Origin of the sequence: Streptomyces turgidiscabies Car8 (assembly GCF_000331005.1) — a bacterium.
Classification (GTDB): domain Bacteria; phylum Actinomycetota; class Actinomycetes; order Streptomycetales; family Streptomycetaceae; genus Streptomyces; species Streptomyces turgidiscabies.
Genome location: NZ_AEJB01000201.1, coordinates 26,836 through 42,007, shown reverse-complemented (window position 1 = coordinate 42,007; position 15,172 = coordinate 26,836). Strand labels below are relative to the sequence as shown.

The following is a 15,172-nucleotide window of genomic DNA, read 5'->3' as shown; positions in this document are numbered from 1 at the left end:
GGTATGGACAACGCGGAAGAACTCCGGGTGCTGGGCGTGGAAGGTATGGCGCTGCCGCCCATGAGCATCCACCTGCCCGACGGAATGCACGCGATCGAGGTCTCCGCAGACGAGACCGAACGGACCGCAGCCGTAATGGAGTTGGTCCGGGAGATCTACCCGCAGGGCGAGGAACCCCTGTGGGAGGCGATGGGTGCTCTGTACGGTGCCACGGCACAGGAGATGGCATCGGGCGGCGTCTCGTTCTTCGGAATCGGGCTGTACGACATCGGGGACGGCGGCGGTGTGGCGCACTGCTCGCTCACCGTGGCGGTGTTCGAGTCCGGGGCGGCGGACCCGGACGTCGTCGCTCAGGGCATCTTCGCGACGCTGGGCCCGGACCCCCTGCGGGACGTGACGTGGCTGGACCTGCCCTGTGGACCGGCGGTGTCGGTGATCTCCTTCCGCAAGCTCGTCGTGGACGGCCAGTACACGAGGAGCGGAAGCGACGAGGAACTGACGATGGGGCAGATTCAAGTGCACGTCCCTTTCTCGACGGGCCCCTACACCGCTGTGATCACCTTGGACACGGCCTCTGTGGAACAGTGGGACGAGTTCACGCACGCCATTGCCGGAATCGTCGGATCGCTGGAATTCCTGGAATCCCCCAGCACAGGAGAGATGACGTACTGATGGACTGGAATCCCGCCGCCGACGAAGACCAGCTCCTCCGTATCACCGTCAAATTCGCGACCGGTTTGGCGCCCGCGGTCTCCGGCAGCAGATGGTTCCGGGACGCCGAGCGCAACGACATCCAGGGTGAGCTGACCGGATGGCCTGTCGGCCCCGTCTTCACTCCGGGCATGGCGAGCGACCAAACCGCGCGCCGGGTGGGCCGCGGCTTCCTCTTCGCCATCCCGGTGATCGCGAACATCATCGCCAACATCGGCGGAGCCGGCGGGTCCCCCTTCGGCAGCGGTGCCGGATCGGGCAAGCCGGAGGAACCGGAGAACGAGGTCGACGACTTCCCGGTGATGTGGGCCGCCCCCGGTACCCTCGCCCGTACGGTGCCGTGGGAGCTCGATCCCGGGCGCAGCCCTGAGGGTTACGTCACCGACCTTGTGCTGACCAGTCGACGACTGCTCTTCCTCGACGAAGTCGGTGTCCTGGCGGAGTTTCCACGGGAGTCCATCGCCGGGGCCCGGCAAATGGAGTTCAGCCGGATCAGTGCGGATATGCGGCTCACGTTTGTCGATGACTCCTGGATTCGCCTCTTCACGGGTAACCCCACAAACGCTGAGAGGCTCGCCGGGATTCTCAGCGGATCCGTACAGGCAGTTCCCGAACGTGCCCTTACGGAGGCACAGCGCGAGCGGGTGTCCCGCTTCATGGCCAACCTGCGCGGCGCCGTACAGCCGCCCGTGTTCACCAGGTACCCCAGCGGGATCGTCCGCGTAGAAGTCTGCCTCCGTTCCAAGGGCGGAAAGGATCTCGTCGACGTGACGGGGATCCTGATGGACGACGAGGGCGAACCGTCTCCCCCGAAACCAGGCGACCTGTAGGCCTTTCCTCCCCCACCTCACCCCACCCCGCACTCCGCCCAGACCGTCTTCCGAGGACGCGGCCCCAACCCCACTCCCCACCGGTCCGCCAACGCCTCGACGATCACCAGCCCCCGCCCCGACTCGCTGTCCGGCGCCACCTCCCGTACCCCAGGCAACAGGTCGTCCCGCGTGTCCGTCACCTCGATGCGGAGGGTGGTGCCGATGACGTACAGCATGAGCCGGAAATCGCGTCCCGGTACGCGCCCGTGGGTCACCACGTTCGCCGCGAGTTCGGCGACGAGGTGCTCTGCCGGGTCCAACGGGAGCCCCCAGTCGCGGAGTTGCTGAGCCGCGAGCATGCGGGCCTGTCGGGCGCCACGGGGCGTGGGCGGCAGAAGCGCGCTGAAGTTGCGGATGTGGCCGGTGTGTTGGGTCCGGCGATCGGCGGTTTCCTGATTCATGTCACTCAGAGTGGCCGACCGTGCTTGCCTTGACGTGCGGTGACGCCGGTGCGTATCCGCGCTGTCCGATTCTTGTCTCGCTCTGTCTCGGCTGTCTCGGATGACCTGCGGGTACGGGTGCGCGTTGGAGGTGGGTGGGCATGAACAGCGAGAACGAAGGTGTGGACGAGTCCGGATGGGATCTCGAACCCGGTGACGAGAGTGCGCCGTTGATCGAGGCGGTCGGTCGACTCGTCAGGTTCTGCCGGGAGCAGGCCGGTATGCGGGTGGCCGACTTCGCCCAGGCGATGGGGTACGGCGAGGACATGATCCGCAAGATCGAGCGCGGGGCCCGGATCCCGAGGGTGGAGTTCCTGGACCGGGCCGACGATGTCCTGAACGCGCATGGACATCTGCGGGCGTTCATGGAGGACGTGGAGAAGGCTCAGTACCCGAAGAAGGTGCGTGAGCTGAAGCAGATGGAGGATCGGGCCGTTGAGATGCTGCTCTACAGCAACCACAACGTCCACGGGCTGCTGCAGACGCGGGAGTTCGCGCAGGCGCTGCTCGGAACATGGCGGCCAAAGCTCTCGGCGGAGGACCTGGACCGGGCGGTCGCGGGGCGCATGGCGAGGCAGGTAATCCTCCAGCGGGAACCTGCTGCGGAGCTCAGTTTCGTACAGGAACAGGTGACTCTTGAACGCCCGATCGGCGGGACAATGGTGCTACGCCGACAGCTCGAACACCTGCTGGAGGTTGCCCAGTTGCCGAATGTCGAGTTCCAGGTGATGCCGACGACGCGCGCGGATCACCCGGGAACAAGCGGGCGCATCCAGGTGCTGAAATTCGGGGACGGTACGGGAGCCGGGCGCACCGACGACGAGTTCGGCGGACGACCGGTCTCCAGCCCGAGGCAGCTCCAGATCCTAGAACTGCGGTATGGCATCATCCGGACTCAGGCGCTCTCCCCGGGGGAGTCGCTGGCCTTCATCGAGCAAGCGCTGGGAGCACTATGAGCGCCACGGAACTCCACTGGTTCAAGAGCAGCTACAGCGACAGCAGCAACCCCAGCGACTGCGTCGAGATAGCCACAGCCCCCGCTGCCGTCCACGTCCGTGACTCCAAAGCCCCCCAGGGCCCCCGCCTCACCCTCGCCCCCACCACCTGGGCCGAGTTCATCCCGTACGCGTCCGGCAGTTGATCACACCGGTGTAGCCTTTCCGATTCCTTTACACATCGGAGAGGCCTGAATGAACCGAAGACGTACCGCCGCCGTGATCGCGACAGCCGGAGCCCTCGCGCTCTCGGTGCTCAACGCCCCGGCCGCGCAGGCGGCGGACACGGGCATCGTCGTGTCGGACCTCGTCATCAACAACGGCAAGCCGGTGGTGGTCGGCACATCGCGGGTGGTGGAACCGTCCTTCACCTTCGATATGGCCCTGCCTCCGGGCTACGACACGAACCACCCGCTCCGCTATGACGCGCAACCCTTCCTGTACCAGCGAAGCGTTCTGTCTCCCGAGATACAGCTGAGCCTCAGGACCTGCTACGAGGTCACCCTCAAGAAGGCCCATTGCGAGGGCACGCTGTCCATCGACCCCGATCCGTCGCAGAAGCAGATCGATTCCAACAGTGACGCCACCAAGTGGAAGATCGGCGTGGCCCTCACGCTGTTCAAGGGCAACGGCGAAGTGGTCCAGGAGGTCGAGACAAGGCCCGGAGGTGTCTCTCTGAGGCGTGCCGCGAAGCTCTCCGTCGCCGACGTCACCCCCGAGCCGGTAGCCAAGGGCAAGAAGATCACCGTCGCGGGCAAGCTGACCCGGGCGAACTGGAGCACCCACAAGAACGGCCCCTACGCCGGCAGCACGGTGAGTCTCCAGTTCCGCGCCAAGAACGCCACGACGTTCAAGACGCTCAAGAAGGTCACCACCAACAGCGCGGGTGCCCTCCATACCACGGTCACCGCTTCCACCGACGGGTTCTTCCGGTGGGTGTATCTCGGGAACACGACCACCGGTACCGCGACCAGCGGCCAGGACTACATCGACGTGCGCTGATCGTCGTACGGCGTCGGCAGGACCCTTGGGGAACGGCCGGGTCCCAGGACGACCACAGGATATTGTGGCGGGTGCCGTCGGTCATGACCACCTCCAGGCCGGAGGTGGTCACCCCGCCGTGCAGGCGCGCTGCGGCCATTCCCGCGAACGGGATCAGCTTGTTCGGGGGATGGGCGGCCAAGGCGGTCGCCGGGTCGTGGGCGATGAGCCGGTATGGGTCCCGTGGGGTGAGACCGGAGCCGCCGGAGTTCGTCAGCGTCGTCAGGAAACCGCTGCTGACGCGCAGCAGGCCCTCGGTGAGCAGCCACAGCTCGCCGTGGGTCCAGTCCAGCCGGCCGGTCGTGCACGTGCTGGTCAGCAGGCGGGCCTGGAGCAGGCGTACGCGGGCGGTGCGGGCCACCGATCGCGTCAGTAGCGCGCTCCACGCGTCGAGGGACGGGATCCGGTGGCGTTCTCCGAGCGGCTCGGCCGTCGAGGGGAAGAAGACCGGCGCCCGGCTGGCTTCACGCAGCTCCACGGTGAGCTGGACCGGCCTGGCGGATACTCGATCCGTACGGCCAGGGCGCCGGCAGTCCCTGCGCACAGGGCGTCCGAGGCCTGTGGGCCTTCCGCTCGTCAGGCCCGTCTGTGCGATTTCAGGTGGGCCGTCACCATGCTCAGGTGCATGCCATGCGTCACGTCAGGATCATGGTCGACGACGTCGGCCGGGGGACACGCCCCGGCCGGGTTTGACCTACGTCACTCCGGGGGTATTGTCTCCCGCTCGATTGGCGGAGTGCCTGCCCCGTATGGCAGACTGCCCTAGTTGCTCGGTCGAGTTGTCGATGCTGCGCGCCTCCCGCCGGGAGGACCGAAAGCGAGTCCCACAGTACTCGTCGCCCAATCTGTCGTAAGGCAGCGCTGGGGCGGACGTACGGGAATCTTTCGGGAAGTGTCAGTGCGGCGCCGGCCAGGCATCCGGTGGGTTCGCGTCAGGAGAATTTGACGCAGTCGCCCCCGGCCCGCGGTTCCGGAAGGGCCGTGCTTCCCGTGCAGGGACGTCTCATATGGGACATCCATGTCGGTGAGAGCGCGACACACCCGACCGCGTGGGTCGGACAAGTGGGCGATGAGTGAGTACGGAACACCGGGTTCCAGAGCGTACGAAGAGACAGGACTACTGAGTAGCCATGGCGGGACAGAAGATCCGCATCCGGCTCAAGGCCTACGACCACGAGGTCATCGATTCCTCGGCGAAGAAGATCGTCGAGACGGTGACACGCACTGGTGCGTCGGTCGCGGGCCCGGTGCCGCTGCCCACTGAGAAGAACGTGTACTGCGTCATCAAGTCGCCGCACAAGTACAAGGACTCGCGCGAGCACTTCGAGATGCGCACGCACAAGCGCCTGATCGACATTCTCGACCCGACGCCCAAGACCGTTGACTCTCTGATGCGACTCGACCTCCCGGCCGGTGTCGACATCGAGATCAAGCTCTAGGGGACGGTGATCTGAGAATGGCTAAGCAGATCAAGGGAATCCTGGGCGAGAAGCTCGGCATGACGCAGGTGTGGGACGAGAACAACCGTGTTGTTCCCGTCACCGTCGTCAAGGCCGGTCCGAACGTCGTGACCCAGGTCCGTACGAATGACTCCGACGGCTACGAGTCGGTCCAGATCGCCTTCGGCGAGATCGACCCTCGCAAGGTGAACAAGCCCCTCAAGGGTCACTTCGCCAAGGCTGACGTCACCCCCCGCCGCCACCTCGTCGAGATCCGTACCGCTGACGCCAGCGAGTACACCCTCGGCCAGGAGATCACCGCCGAGACCTTCGAGGCCGGCATCAAGGTGGACGTGACCGGCAACAGCAAGGGCAAGGGCTTCGCCGGTGTCATGAAGCGTCACAACTTCAAGGGACTCGGCGCCGGCCACGGTGTCCAGCGCAAGCACCGCTCCCCCGGCTCGATCGGTGGCTGTGCCACCCCCGGCCGTGTGTTCAAGGGCGTCCGCATGGCGGGCCGCATGGGCAACGAGCGGGTCACCACCCAGAACCTGACCGTCCACGCCGTTGACGCGGAGAAGGGTCTGCTGCTCATCAAGGGCGCGATTCCTGGTCCGAACGGCGGCCTCGTCCTGGTCCGCACCGCGGCCAAGGGGGCCTGAGGTACCGATGAGCACTGTTGACATCCTTTCGCCCGCTGGCGAGAAGGCCGGAAGCGTCGAGCTCCCCGCGGAGATCTTCGACGTAGAGAAGATCAGCATCCCGCTGCTTCACCAGGTCGTCGTCGCACAGCTGGCCGCTGCCCGTCAGGGCACGCACAAGACCAAGACCCGCGCCGAGGTCCGTGGTGGCGGTAGGAAGCCCTACCGTCAGAAGGGCACCGGCCGCGCCCGTCAGGGTTCGACCCGTGCGCCGCAGTTCGCGGGCGGTGGCGTCGTTCACGGCCCCACCCCGCGTGACTACTCGCAGCGGACCCCGAAGAAGATGAAGGCCGCGGCCCTGCGCCACGCCCTCACCGACCGGGCCCGTAACGCTCGCATCCACGTCATCACCGGCGTGATCGAGGGCGACACCCCCTCCACCAAGGCCGCGAAGAGCTTCCTCGGCAAGGTCAGCGAGCGCAAGAACGTGCTCCTGGTCATCGAGCGCTCCGACGAGGCCGGGCTGCTTTCGGCCCGCAACCTGCCCCAGGTGCACATCCTGGACCCGGGCCAGCTGAACACGTACGACGTTCTCGTCTCGGACGACGTGGTCTTCACCCAGGCCGCTTTCGAGTCCTTCGTGTCCGGCCCCAAGGCCACTGACACCGAAGGGAGCGAGGTCTGATGGCGATCCGTCACCCCGCCATTGCCTCCAAGGCGGCCAAGGTCGCCAAGGCCGCGCGCGTCGCCAAGGCGAAGCGCCACGAGGCCGAGGGCAAGAACACCGTCGTCACGCCGATCAGCAAGTCGTTCACGGACCACCGTGACGTCCTGCTGAAGCCGGTCGTGTCGGAGAAGAGCTACGCGCTCATCGACGAGAACAAGTACACGTTCATCGTCGCTCCCGGCAGCAACAAGACCCAGATCAAGCAGGCCGTCCAGGCGGTCTTCTCGGTCAAGGTCACCGGGGTCAACACGATCAACCGCATCGGCAAGCGCAAGCGCACCAAGAGCGGTTTCGGTAAGCGAGCTGACACCAAGCGCGCGATCGTGACCCTCGCCGAGGGCGACCGTATCGACATCTTCGGCGGTCCGGCCGCGTAAGCGGGTCGGATCGTCCGATATCGGACGAGGACTGAGAAATGGGAATCCGCAAGTACAAGCCGACTACGCCGGGCCGCCGTGGCTCCAGCGTCGCCGACTTCGTCGAGGTCACGCGGTCCACGCCGGAGAAGTCGCTGGTTCGCCCCCTGCACAGCAAGGGCGGCCGTAACAATTCCGGTCGTGTGACCGTTCGCCACCAGGGTGGCGGACACAAGCGCGCCTACCGCGTGATCGACTTCCGTCGTCACGACAAGGACGGCGTGCCGGCGAAGGTCGCGCACATCGAGTACGACCCCAACCGCACCGCGCGCATCGCGCTGCTGCACTACGCGGACGGCGAGAAGCGCTACATCCTCGCCCCCCGCAACCTGTCGCAGGGTGACCGCGTCGAGAACGGTCCTGGGGCCGACATCAAGCCGGGCAACAACCTGGCGCTCCGCAACATCCCGGTCGGTACCACGATCCACGCGATCGAGATCCGTCCCGGTGGCGGCGCCAAGTTCGCCCGCTCCGCCGGTGCCTCGGTGCAGCTGCTGGCGAAGGAGGGCACGATGGCCCACCTTCGTATGCCCTCCGGTGAGATCCGCCTGGTCGACCAGCGCTGCCGCGCCACGGTCGGCGAGGTCGGCAACGCCGAGCAGAGCAACATCAACTGGGGCAAGGCCGGCCGCAAGCGCTGGCTTGGCGTCCGTCCGACCGTTCGCGGTGTGGCGATGAACCCGGTTGACCACCCGCACGGTGGTGGTGAAGGCAAGACCTCCGGTGGACGTCACCCGGTCTCGCCGTGGGGTCAGAAGGAGGGTCGTACTCGTTCGCCGAAGAAGGCTTCGAACAAGTACATCGTCCGCCGCCGCAAGACGAACAAGAAGCGCTAGGAGCGGGTTTAGATGCCGCGTAGTCTCAAGAAGGGGCCCTTCGTCGACGACCACCTCATCAAGAAGGTGGACGTACAGAACGAAGCCGGTTCCAAGAACGTCATCAAGACCTGGTCCCGTCGCTCGATGATCATCCCGGCCATGCTCGGCCACACGATCGCGGTGCACAACGGCAAGACCCACATTCCGGTGTTTGTCACCGAGTCGATGGTCGGCCACAAGCTCGGCGAGTTCTCGCCGACGCGCACCTTCCGGGGTCACGTCAAGGACGACCGGAAGTCGAAGCGCCGCTAACGCGGGGTGGAATCGACCATGACAGACACTGGAAGGACAACCATGGAAGCCAGGGCCCAGGCGCGGTACATCCGCGTCACGCCCATGAAGGCCCGCCGAGTGGTGGACCTTATCCGTGGCATGGATGCCACGGAGGCTCAGGCGGTCCTGCGTTTCGCCCCGCAGGCCGCGAGCGTGCCGGTCGGCAAGGTGCTTGACAGCGCCATCGCCAACGCCGCACACAACTACGACCACACCGACGCCGACAGCCTCGTCATCACTGAGGCGTACGTCGACGAGGGTCCGACCCTGAAGCGGTTCCGTCCGCGTGCCCAGGGCCGCGCCTACCGGATCCGCAAGCGGACCAGCCACATCACCGTGGTCGTCAGCAGCAAGGAAGGTTCCCGGTAATGGGCCAGAAGGTAAACCCGCACGGGTTCCGACTCGGCATCACCACCGACTTCAAGTCGCGTTGGTACGCCGACAAGCTGTACAAGGACTACGTCGGTGAAGACGTCGCCATCCGTCGGATGATGACGTCCGGCATGGAGCGCGCCGGCATCTCGAAGGTCGAGATCGAGCGCACCCGTGACCGCGTCCGCGTCGACATCCACACCGCGCGTCCGGGCATCGTCATCGGTCGCCGCGGCGCCGAGGCCGACCGTATTCGCGGCGACCTGGAGAAGCTGACCAAGAAGCAGGTCCAGCTCAACATCCTCGAGGTCAAGAACCCCGAGCTCGACGCTCAGCTGGTCGCTCAGGCCGTTGCCGAGCAGCTGTCCTCCCGCGTCTCCTTCCGGCGTGCCATGCGTAAGAGCATGCAGTCGTCGATGAAGGCCGGCGCCAAGGGCATCAAGATCCAGTGCGGTGGCCGTCTCGGCGGCGCCGAGATGTCCCGCTCGGAGTTCTACCGCGAGGGCCGTGTGCCCCTGCACACCCTCCGCGCGAACGTCGACTACGGCTTCTTCGAGGCCAAGACGACCTTCGGCCGTATCGGTGTGAAGGTCTGGATCTACAAGGGCGACGTCAAGAACATCGCCGAGGTCCGCGCCGAGAACGCTGCAGCCCGTGCGGGTAACCGCCCGGCCCGCGGCGGTGCCGGTGGCGGCAGCGACCGTCCGGCCCGTGGTGGTGGCCGTGGTGGCGAGCGTGGCGGCCGCGGCCGCAAGCCGCAGCAGGCTCCCGCTGCCGAGGCCCCCAAGGCCGAGGCTCCGGCGGCTGCCGCTCCGGCTGCTGAAAGCACCGGAACGGAGGCCTGACCGAAATGCTGATCCCCCGTAGGGTCAAGCACCGCAAGCAGCACCACCCGAAGCGCCGTGGCATGTCCAAGGGCGGTACGACGGTCTCGTTCGGCGAGTACGGCATCCAGGCCGTCACGCCGGCTTACGTGACCAACCGCCAGATCGAGGCCGCGCGTATCGCGATGACCCGCCACATCAAGCGTGGCGGCAAGGTCTGGATCAACATCTACCCGGACCGCCCCCTCACGAAGAAGCCTGCCGAGACCCGCATGGGTTCCGGTAAGGGTTCTCCCGAGTGGTGGATCGCGAACGTGCACCCGGGTCGGGTCATGTTCGAACTGTCATACCCCAACGAGAAGATCGCTCGTGAGGCCCTCACTCGCGCAGCCCACAAGCTGCCGATGAAGTGCCGGATCGTCAAGCGCGAGGCAGGTGAAGCGTGATGTCGGCCGGTACCAAGGCGTCCGAGCTGCGCGAACTGGGTGACGAGGAGCTTCTCAACAAGCTCCGCGAAGCCAAGGAAGAGCTGTTCAACCTCCGCTTCCAGGCGGCGACCGGTCAGCTCGAGAACCACGGTCGGCTCAAGGCCGTCCGTAAGGACATCGCGCGGATCTACACCCTGATGCGTGAGCGCGAGCTGGGCATCGAGACGGTGGAGAGCGCCTGATGAGCGAGAGCAACGTGACTGAAGAGACCAAGACGAGCCGCGGTTTCCGCAAGACCCGTGAGGGTCTGGTCGTCAGCGACAAGATGGACAAGACCGTCGTCGTCGCCGTCGAGGACCGCGTCAAGCACGCGCTGTACGGCAAGGTCATCCGCCGTACGAACAAGCTCAAGGCTCACGACGAGCAGAACGCTGCCGGCGTCGGCGACCGGGTCATCATCATGGAGACCCGTCCGCTGTCCTCGTCGAAGCGCTGGCGCATCGTCGAGATCCTCGAGAAGGCCAAGTAAGTCCTCCTGCGGGCATCCTCGCAGGGAAGTTCCGCCAGGCTCGGTGAGCTCCGTAGAACAACACCTGCGGAGCTCGCCGGGAACCGGCAGACAATCAGGAGATAGACGTGATCCAGCAGGAGTCGCGACTGCGTGTCGCCGACAACACTGGTGCGAAGGAAATCCTTTGCATCCGTGTCCTCGGTGGCTCCGGTCGCCGCTACGCGGGCATCGGCGACGTCATCGTCGCCACCGTCAAGGACGCGATCCCCGGCGGCAACGTGAAGAAGGGTGACGTCATCAAGGCGGTCATCGTTCGCACCGTCAAGGAGCGCCGCCGTCCCGACGGCTCGTACATCCGCTTCGACGAGAACGCCGCCGTTGTTCTCAAGAACGACGGCGACCCTCGTGGCACCCGTATCTTCGGCCCGGTGGGCCGGGAGCTGCGCGAGAAGAAGTTCATGAAGATCATCTCGCTCGCGCCGGAGGTGCTGTAAGCATGAAGATCAAGAAGGGCGACCTGGTTCAGGTCATCACCGGTAAGGACAAGGGCAAGCAGGGCAAGGTCATCGCGGCCTTCCCCCGCGAGGACCGCGTCCTGGTCGAGGGTGTCAACCGGGTCAAGAAGCACACCAAGGCCGGCCCGACCGCAAAGGGTTCGCAGGCCGGCGGCATCGTCACGACCGAGGCGCCCGTCCACGTCTCCAACGTCCAGCTGGTCGTTGAGAAGGACGGCAACAAGGTTGTCACGCGTGTCGGTTACCGCTTCGACGACGAGGGCAACAAGATCCGCGTTGCCAAGCGGACGGGTGAGGACATCTGATGACTACCACCACGACTCCGCGTCTCAAGACGAAGTACCGCGAGGACATCGCGGGCAAGCTGCGTGAGGAGTTCTCCTACGAGAACGTCATGCAGATCCCCGGCCTCGTCAAGATCGTGGTCAACATGGGTGTGGGCGACGCCGCCCGCGACTCCAAGCTGATCGAGGGCGCCATCCGCGACCTCACCACGATCACCGGTCAGAAGCCGGCCGTCACCAAGGCCCGTAAGTCCATCGCGCAGTTCAAGCTGCGTGAGGGTCAGCCGATCGGTGCCCACGTCACGCTTCGTGGCGACCGCATGTGGGAGTTCCTGGACCGCACCCTGTCGCTCGCGCTTCCGCGCATCCGCGACTTCCGTGGTCTGTCTCCCAAGCAGTTCGACGGCCGTGGCAACTACACCTTCGGTCTCACCGAGCAGGTCATGTTCCACGAGATCGACCAGGACAAGATCGACCGCACCCGGGGTATGGACATCACCGTGGTGACCACGGCGACCAACGACGCTGAGGGCCGCGCGCTCCTCCGTCACCTCGGCTTCCCCTTCAAGGAGGCGTAAGCGAGATGGCGAAGAAGGCTCTGATTGCCAAGGCTGCTCGTAAGCCCAAGTTCGGTGTACGTGGCTACACGCGCTGCCAGCGCTGCGGCCGTCCGCACTCCGTGTACCGCAAGTTCGGCCTCTGCCGCGTGTGCCTTCGTGAGATGGCTCACCGTGGCGAGCTGCCGGGCGTGACCAAGAGCTCCTGGTAATCCCGTTTTCTAGGGATTCCGGAAGCTCTCGGTAAGCAATGGGCGTGTCAGGCGCCCACCCTTTCATGGCTTAGGCTTGGAGGGTTGGGCGCCTGATTGCCGCCCGTACGACTTACTACGCCGTAGGTCCCCCGCACCGCACCCGTCCCGCCACTGAGTGAGTGGGGAGAGGGATGGCGCATCCAGGAAACCCCGGCGAGAGAGGCCGAAGGCCAATTCATGACCATGACTGATCCGATCGCGGACATGCTGACTCGTCTGCGTAACGCGAACTCGGCATACCACGACGACGTCGCGATGCCGCACAGCAAGATCAAGTCGCACATCGCGGAGATCCTCCAGCAGGAGGGCTTCATCACGGGCTGGAAGGTCGAGGACGCCGAAGTCGGCAAGAAGCTCGTCCTCGAGCTGAAGTTCGGCCCGAACCGTGAGCGCTCCATCGCGGGCATCAAGCGGATCTCCAAGCCCGGTCTCCGGGTTTACGCGAAGTCCACCAACCTGCCGAAGGTGCTCGGCGGCCTGGGCGTGGCGATCATCTCCACGTCTCACGGTCTCCTCACCGACAAGCAGGCCGGCAAGAAGGGCGTAGGCGGAGAAGTCCTCGCCTACGTCTGGTAGAAGGGAACGGAGGAAACAGCTATGTCGCGTATTGGCAAGCTCCCCATCACGGTTCCCGCCGGCGTGGACGTCACCATCGACGGCCGTACGGTCCAGGTGAAGGGCCCCAAGGGCTCTCTCTCTCACACCGTCGCTGCGCCGATCGACATCGCCAAGGGTGAGGACGGCGTTCTCAACGTCACCCGCCCCAACGACGAGCGTCAGAACAAGGCCCTGCACGGCTTGTCCCGCACGCTGGTGGCGAACATGATCACCGGCGTGACCCAGGGTTACGTGAAGAAGCTCGAGATCAGCGGTGTCGGTTACCGCGTGGCGGCCAAGGGTTCGACTCTTGAGTTCGCGCTCGGCTACAGCCACTCGATCACCGTCGAGGCGCCCGAGGGCATCTCGTTCAAGGTCGAGAACCCGACACACTTCTCGGTCGAGGGCATCGACAAGCAGAAGGTCGGCGAGGTTGCGGCCAACATCCGCAAGCTGCGCAAGCCCGACCCGTACAAGGCCAAGGGTGTCAAGTACGAGGGCGAAGTCATCCGCCGCAAGGTCGGAAAGGCGGGTAAGTAAGCCATGGCATACGGTACGAAGATCGCTAAGGGCGACGCTTACAAGCGTGCTGCCATCAAGCGGCGTCACATCCGGATCCGTAAGAAGGTCAACGGAACGGCTGAGCGTCCCCGCCTGGTTGTAACCCGCTCGAACCGCCACATCGTGGCCCAGGTCATCGACGACATCCAGGGTCACACCCTGGCGTCGGCGTCGACCCTGGACGCTTCGATCCGCGGTAACGAGGGCGAAGACAAGTCGGCGCAGGCCGGCAAGGTCGGCGCACTCGTCGCCGAGCGCGCCAAGGCCGCGGGTGTCGAGTCCGTCGTGTTCGACCGTGGTGGCAGCCGGTACGCCGGTCGCATCGCCGCCCTGGCCGACGCCGCCCGCGAAGCCGGGCTCAAGTTCTGAGCCGCCCGTCGCGCTCGCGACTTAACTGTCGCAGCGCAGCGTAGCTAGCGGAAAAAGAGAGAGGTAATCCAATGGCTGGACCCCAGCGCCGCGGAAGCGGTGCCGGTGGCGGCGAGCGGCGGGACCGGAAGGGCCGTGACGGCGGCGCTGCTGCCGCCGAGAAGACCGCGTACGTTGAGCGCGTTGTCGCGATCAACCGCGTCGCCAAGGTTGTGAAGGGTGGTCGTCGCTTCAGCTTCACTGCGCTCGTCGTAGTGGGCGATGGCGATGGCACCGTCGGTGTCGGTTACGGCAAGGCCAAGGAGGTGCCGGCCGCGATCGCCAAGGGTGTTGAAGAGGCCAAGAAGCACTTCTTCAAGGTCCCCCGTATCCAGGGCACCATCCCGCACCCGATCACGGGCGAGAAGGCCGCGGGCGTCGTCCTGCTCAAGCCTGCTTCCCCCGGTACCGGCGTTATCGCCGGTGGCCCGGTGCGTGCTGTCCTGGAGTGCGCCGGCGTTCACGACATCCTGTCGAAGTCGCTCGGCTCGTCCAACGCGATCAACATCGTGCACGCGACCGTGGCGGCCCTCAAGGGCCTGCAGCGTCCCGAGGAGATCGCGGCCCGCCGCGGTCTGCCCCTCGAGGACGTCGCCCCCGCGGCTCTGCTCCGTGCACGTGCGGGAGCGGGTGCGTAATGGCTCGCCTCAAGGTCACGCAGACGAAGTCGTACATCGGCAGCAAGCAGAACCACCGTGACACCCTGCGGTCCCTTGGTCTCAAGGGGATCAACACCGTGGTCGTCAAGGAGGACCGCCCCGAGTTCCGCGGAATGGTTCACACCGTCCGCCACCTCGTGACGGTTGAGGAGGTCGACTGATCATGGCGGAGAACAACCCGCTCAAGATCCACAACCTCCGTCCTGCCCCGGGCGCCAAGACCGCCAAGACCCGTGTGGGTCGTGGTGAGGCGTCGAAGGGTAAGACGGCTGGACGTGGTACCAAGGGCACGAAGGCCCGTTACCAGGTTCCGGAGCGCTTCGAGGGTGGCCAGATGCCCCTCCACATGCGTCTCCCGAAGCTCAAGGGCTTCAAGAACCCGTTCAAGACCGAGTACCAGGTCGTGAACCTCGACAAGCTGGGCGCGCTGTACCCGGAGGGTGGCGAGGTCACCGTCGAGGGTCTCGTCGCCAAGGGTGCCGTTCGCAAGAACAGCCTTGTCAAGGTCCTCGGCCAGGGCGAGGTCTCCGTGGCGCTGCAGGTGACGGTCGACGCCGTCTCCGGCTCCGCCAAGGAGAAGATCACCGCCGCCGGCGGTACCGTCACCGAGCTGCTCTGAACACCACAGGCGTCTCGATGACTTGAGCGATCCCTACCGGGGATACCCCACAAATGGGGTATCCCCGGTTGGTCGTTCCTAGGAAGCTTGGTCGCCGGTAAGGTGGCCAGCACTGTCAAGTTGAGTCCGCTGTGTTCATGAGGAACTCCG

The 15,172-nt window shown here is 65.6% G+C and carries 27 protein-coding genes; 26 read left to right on the top strand and 1 reads right to left on the bottom strand.

The features are described 5' to 3' along the window. The first annotated feature begins 3 nt into the window (after positions 1-3). Both STRTUCAR8_RS12485 and STRTUCAR8_RS12480 read left to right on the top strand, forming a co-directional pair. Positions 4-672: a hypothetical protein gene (locus tag STRTUCAR8_RS12485; protein WP_006376011.1), complete on the top strand. Its 669-nt coding sequence runs from the start codon at positions 4-6 to the stop codon at positions 670-672. After that, on the top strand, positions 672-1,541 hold the full coding sequence (locus tag STRTUCAR8_RS12480; RefSeq protein WP_006376007.1) for a hypothetical protein: 870 nt from the start codon (positions 672-674) through the stop codon (positions 1,539-1,541). Before STRTUCAR8_RS12485 ends, STRTUCAR8_RS12480 begins: the two co-directional genes overlap by 1 nt. 17 nt (positions 1,542-1,558) lie before the next feature. Here the strand turns inward: STRTUCAR8_RS12480 and STRTUCAR8_RS12475 are convergent, their stop codons facing one another. After that, on the bottom strand, positions 1,559-1,984 hold the full coding sequence (locus tag STRTUCAR8_RS12475; protein WP_006375999.1) for an ATP-binding protein: 426 nt from the start codon (positions 1,982-1,984) through the stop codon (positions 1,559-1,561). A 140-nt stretch (positions 1,985-2,124) separates the two neighbouring features. Here STRTUCAR8_RS12475 and STRTUCAR8_RS12470 point away from each other — a divergent pair, with 140 nt between their 5' ends. From STRTUCAR8_RS12470 to rplO, 24 genes are all read left to right on the top strand, one after another. Then, the gene (locus STRTUCAR8_RS12470) at positions 2,125-2,979 is read left to right on the top strand and encodes a helix-turn-helix domain-containing protein (protein ID WP_006375996.1); all 855 of its coding nucleotides are present in this window, start codon (positions 2,125-2,127) and stop codon (positions 2,977-2,979) included. Beyond that, positions 2,976-3,164 carry a DUF397 domain-containing protein gene (locus STRTUCAR8_RS12465; RefSeq protein ID WP_006376037.1) on the top strand — a complete coding sequence of 63 codons (189 nt, stop codon included), beginning with the start codon at positions 2,976-2,978 and terminating at the stop codon, positions 3,162-3,164. The genes STRTUCAR8_RS12470 and STRTUCAR8_RS12465 overlap by 4 nt, the downstream gene beginning before the upstream one ends. A gap of 49 nt (positions 3,165-3,213) precedes the next feature. Next, on the top strand, positions 3,214-4,020 hold the full coding sequence (locus STRTUCAR8_RS12460) for a hypothetical protein (RefSeq protein ID WP_006376042.1): 807 nt from the start codon (positions 3,214-3,216) through the stop codon (positions 4,018-4,020). Positions 4,021-5,189: 1,169 nt separating this feature from the next. After that, positions 5,190-5,498: a 30S ribosomal protein S10 gene (gene rpsJ / locus STRTUCAR8_RS12450; RefSeq protein WP_003948644.1), complete on the top strand. Its 309-nt coding sequence runs from the start codon at positions 5,190-5,192 to the stop codon at positions 5,496-5,498. A 17-nt stretch (positions 5,499-5,515) separates the two neighbouring features. Beyond that, entirely contained in the window at positions 5,516-6,160 is a 645-nt protein-coding gene (rplC, locus tag STRTUCAR8_RS12445; protein ID WP_006376027.1) for a 50S ribosomal protein L3, read from the top strand. A gap of 7 nt (positions 6,161-6,167) precedes the next feature. Beyond that, on the top strand, positions 6,168-6,824 hold the full coding sequence (rplD, locus tag STRTUCAR8_RS12440) for a 50S ribosomal protein L4 (protein WP_006375997.1): 657 nt from the start codon (positions 6,168-6,170) through the stop codon (positions 6,822-6,824). Then, positions 6,824-7,243: a 50S ribosomal protein L23 gene (gene rplW / locus STRTUCAR8_RS12435; protein WP_006376000.1), complete on the top strand. Its 420-nt coding sequence runs from the start codon at positions 6,824-6,826 to the stop codon at positions 7,241-7,243. Before rplD ends, rplW begins: the two co-directional genes overlap by 1 nt. Positions 7,244-7,281: 38 nt before the next feature. Further along, complete coding sequence (gene rplB / locus STRTUCAR8_RS12430; protein WP_006376052.1) at positions 7,282-8,118, top strand: 50S ribosomal protein L2; 837 nt, start codon at positions 7,282-7,284, stop codon at positions 8,116-8,118. A 12-nt stretch (positions 8,119-8,130) separates the two neighbouring features. Then, a complete protein-coding gene (rpsS, locus tag STRTUCAR8_RS12425) occupies positions 8,131-8,412 on the top strand; it encodes a 30S ribosomal protein S19 (protein ID WP_006376029.1) in 282 nt (93 codons plus the stop codon). A 42-nt stretch (positions 8,413-8,454) separates the two neighbouring features. Beyond that, entirely contained in the window at positions 8,455-8,802 is a 348-nt protein-coding gene (gene rplV / locus STRTUCAR8_RS12420; protein WP_006376023.1) for a 50S ribosomal protein L22, read from the top strand. Then, positions 8,802-9,650 (top strand): 30S ribosomal protein S3, encoded by an 849-nt coding sequence (gene rpsC, locus STRTUCAR8_RS12415; RefSeq protein ID WP_006376010.1) that lies wholly within the window; start codon positions 8,802-8,804, stop codon positions 9,648-9,650. The genes rplV and rpsC overlap by 1 nt, the downstream gene beginning before the upstream one ends. A gap of 5 nt (positions 9,651-9,655) precedes the next feature. Next, positions 9,656-10,075, top strand: coding sequence for a 50S ribosomal protein L16 (gene rplP / locus STRTUCAR8_RS12410; RefSeq protein WP_006376050.1), 420 nt, complete (start codon positions 9,656-9,658; stop codon positions 10,073-10,075). Then, positions 10,075-10,299 carry a 50S ribosomal protein L29 gene (gene rpmC / locus STRTUCAR8_RS12405; protein WP_005481220.1) on the top strand — a complete coding sequence of 75 codons (225 nt, stop codon included), beginning with the start codon at positions 10,075-10,077 and terminating at the stop codon, positions 10,297-10,299. Before rplP ends, rpmC begins: the two co-directional genes overlap by 1 nt. After that, positions 10,299-10,586 carry a 30S ribosomal protein S17 gene (rpsQ, locus tag STRTUCAR8_RS12400; protein ID WP_044472075.1) on the top strand — a complete coding sequence of 96 codons (288 nt, stop codon included), beginning with the start codon at positions 10,299-10,301 and terminating at the stop codon, positions 10,584-10,586. Before rpmC ends, rpsQ begins: the two co-directional genes overlap by 1 nt. 107 nt (positions 10,587-10,693) lie before the next feature. Continuing rightward, positions 10,694-11,062: a 50S ribosomal protein L14 gene (rplN, locus tag STRTUCAR8_RS12395; RefSeq protein WP_006376015.1), complete on the top strand. Its 369-nt coding sequence runs from the start codon at positions 10,694-10,696 to the stop codon at positions 11,060-11,062. 2 nt (positions 11,063-11,064) lie between these two features. Then, complete coding sequence (gene rplX / locus STRTUCAR8_RS12390) at positions 11,065-11,388, top strand: 50S ribosomal protein L24 (RefSeq protein ID WP_006376030.1); 324 nt, start codon at positions 11,065-11,067, stop codon at positions 11,386-11,388. Next, complete coding sequence (gene rplE / locus STRTUCAR8_RS12385) at positions 11,388-11,945, top strand: 50S ribosomal protein L5 (protein ID WP_006376054.1); 558 nt, start codon at positions 11,388-11,390, stop codon at positions 11,943-11,945. Before rplX ends, rplE begins: the two co-directional genes overlap by 1 nt. Positions 11,946-11,950: 5 nt before the next feature. Further along, a complete protein-coding gene (locus STRTUCAR8_RS12380) occupies positions 11,951-12,136 on the top strand; it encodes a type Z 30S ribosomal protein S14 (RefSeq protein WP_003948630.1) in 186 nt (61 codons plus the stop codon). A gap of 219 nt (positions 12,137-12,355) precedes the next feature. Further along, positions 12,356-12,754: a 30S ribosomal protein S8 gene (gene rpsH / locus STRTUCAR8_RS12375; RefSeq protein WP_006376041.1), complete on the top strand. Its 399-nt coding sequence runs from the start codon at positions 12,356-12,358 to the stop codon at positions 12,752-12,754. Between the two features lie 21 nt (positions 12,755-12,775). Continuing rightward, a complete protein-coding gene (gene rplF / locus STRTUCAR8_RS12370; RefSeq protein WP_006376020.1) occupies positions 12,776-13,315 on the top strand; it encodes a 50S ribosomal protein L6 in 540 nt (179 codons plus the stop codon). Positions 13,316-13,318: 3 nt separating this feature from the next. Continuing rightward, positions 13,319-13,705, top strand: a complete 387-nt coding sequence (rplR, locus tag STRTUCAR8_RS12365; protein WP_006376028.1) for a 50S ribosomal protein L18 — start codon at positions 13,319-13,321, stop codon at positions 13,703-13,705. Between the two features lie 71 nt (positions 13,706-13,776). After that, positions 13,777-14,382 (top strand): 30S ribosomal protein S5, encoded by a 606-nt coding sequence (rpsE, locus tag STRTUCAR8_RS12360; RefSeq protein ID WP_006376045.1) that lies wholly within the window; start codon positions 13,777-13,779, stop codon positions 14,380-14,382. Beyond that, positions 14,382-14,564, top strand: a complete 183-nt coding sequence (gene rpmD, locus STRTUCAR8_RS12355; RefSeq protein ID WP_006376032.1) for a 50S ribosomal protein L30 — start codon at positions 14,382-14,384, stop codon at positions 14,562-14,564. Before rpsE ends, rpmD begins: the two co-directional genes overlap by 1 nt. 2 nt (positions 14,565-14,566) lie before the next feature. Continuing rightward, complete coding sequence (gene rplO / locus STRTUCAR8_RS12350) at positions 14,567-15,022, top strand: 50S ribosomal protein L15 (RefSeq protein WP_006376019.1); 456 nt, start codon at positions 14,567-14,569, stop codon at positions 15,020-15,022. The last annotated feature ends 150 nt before the right edge of the window (positions 15,023-15,172 follow it).

Excerpts from the sequence above, each read along its gene's own strand:
- STRTUCAR8_RS12485 (WP_006376011.1), top strand. The coding sequence starts at position 4 with ATGGACAACGCGGAAGAACTCCGGGTGCTGGGCGTGGAAGGTATGGCG.
- STRTUCAR8_RS12480 (WP_006376007.1), top strand. The coding sequence starts at position 672 with ATGGACTGGAATCCCGCCGCCGACGAAGACCAGCTCCTCCGTATCACC.
- STRTUCAR8_RS12475 (WP_006375999.1), bottom strand. The coding sequence starts at position 1,984 with ATGAATCAGGAAACCGCCGATCGCCGGACCCAACACACCGGCCACATC.
- STRTUCAR8_RS12470 (WP_006375996.1), top strand. The coding sequence starts at position 2,125 with ATGAACAGCGAGAACGAAGGTGTGGACGAGTCCGGATGGGATCTCGAA.
- STRTUCAR8_RS12465 (WP_006376037.1), top strand. The coding sequence starts at position 2,976 with ATGAGCGCCACGGAACTCCACTGGTTCAAGAGCAGCTACAGCGACAGC.
- STRTUCAR8_RS12460 (WP_006376042.1), top strand. The coding sequence starts at position 3,214 with ATGAACCGAAGACGTACCGCCGCCGTGATCGCGACAGCCGGAGCCCTC.
- rpsJ (WP_003948644.1), top strand. The coding sequence starts at position 5,190 with ATGGCGGGACAGAAGATCCGCATCCGGCTCAAGGCCTACGACCACGAG.
- rplC (WP_006376027.1), top strand. The coding sequence starts at position 5,516 with ATGGCTAAGCAGATCAAGGGAATCCTGGGCGAGAAGCTCGGCATGACG.
- rplD (WP_006375997.1), top strand. The coding sequence starts at position 6,168 with ATGAGCACTGTTGACATCCTTTCGCCCGCTGGCGAGAAGGCCGGAAGC.
- rplW (WP_006376000.1), top strand. The coding sequence starts at position 6,824 with ATGGCGATCCGTCACCCCGCCATTGCCTCCAAGGCGGCCAAGGTCGCC.
- rplB (WP_006376052.1), top strand. The coding sequence starts at position 7,282 with ATGGGAATCCGCAAGTACAAGCCGACTACGCCGGGCCGCCGTGGCTCC.
- rpsS (WP_006376029.1), top strand. The coding sequence starts at position 8,131 with ATGCCGCGTAGTCTCAAGAAGGGGCCCTTCGTCGACGACCACCTCATC.
- rplV (WP_006376023.1), top strand. The coding sequence starts at position 8,455 with ATGGAAGCCAGGGCCCAGGCGCGGTACATCCGCGTCACGCCCATGAAG.
- rpsC (WP_006376010.1), top strand. The coding sequence starts at position 8,802 with ATGGGCCAGAAGGTAAACCCGCACGGGTTCCGACTCGGCATCACCACC.
- rplP (WP_006376050.1), top strand. The coding sequence starts at position 9,656 with ATGCTGATCCCCCGTAGGGTCAAGCACCGCAAGCAGCACCACCCGAAG.
- rpmC (WP_005481220.1), top strand. The coding sequence starts at position 10,075 with ATGTCGGCCGGTACCAAGGCGTCCGAGCTGCGCGAACTGGGTGACGAG.
- rpsQ (WP_044472075.1), top strand. The coding sequence starts at position 10,299 with ATGAGCGAGAGCAACGTGACTGAAGAGACCAAGACGAGCCGCGGTTTC.
- rplX (WP_006376030.1), top strand. The coding sequence starts at position 11,065 with ATGAAGATCAAGAAGGGCGACCTGGTTCAGGTCATCACCGGTAAGGAC.
- rplE (WP_006376054.1), top strand. The coding sequence starts at position 11,388 with ATGACTACCACCACGACTCCGCGTCTCAAGACGAAGTACCGCGAGGAC.
- STRTUCAR8_RS12380 (WP_003948630.1), top strand. The coding sequence starts at position 11,951 with ATGGCGAAGAAGGCTCTGATTGCCAAGGCTGCTCGTAAGCCCAAGTTC.
- rpsH (WP_006376041.1), top strand. The coding sequence starts at position 12,356 with ATGACCATGACTGATCCGATCGCGGACATGCTGACTCGTCTGCGTAAC.
- rplF (WP_006376020.1), top strand. The coding sequence starts at position 12,776 with ATGTCGCGTATTGGCAAGCTCCCCATCACGGTTCCCGCCGGCGTGGAC.
- rplR (WP_006376028.1), top strand. The coding sequence starts at position 13,319 with ATGGCATACGGTACGAAGATCGCTAAGGGCGACGCTTACAAGCGTGCT.
- rpsE (WP_006376045.1), top strand. The coding sequence starts at position 13,777 with ATGGCTGGACCCCAGCGCCGCGGAAGCGGTGCCGGTGGCGGCGAGCGG.
- rpmD (WP_006376032.1), top strand. The coding sequence starts at position 14,382 with ATGGCTCGCCTCAAGGTCACGCAGACGAAGTCGTACATCGGCAGCAAG.
- rplO (WP_006376019.1), top strand. The coding sequence starts at position 14,567 with ATGGCGGAGAACAACCCGCTCAAGATCCACAACCTCCGTCCTGCCCCG.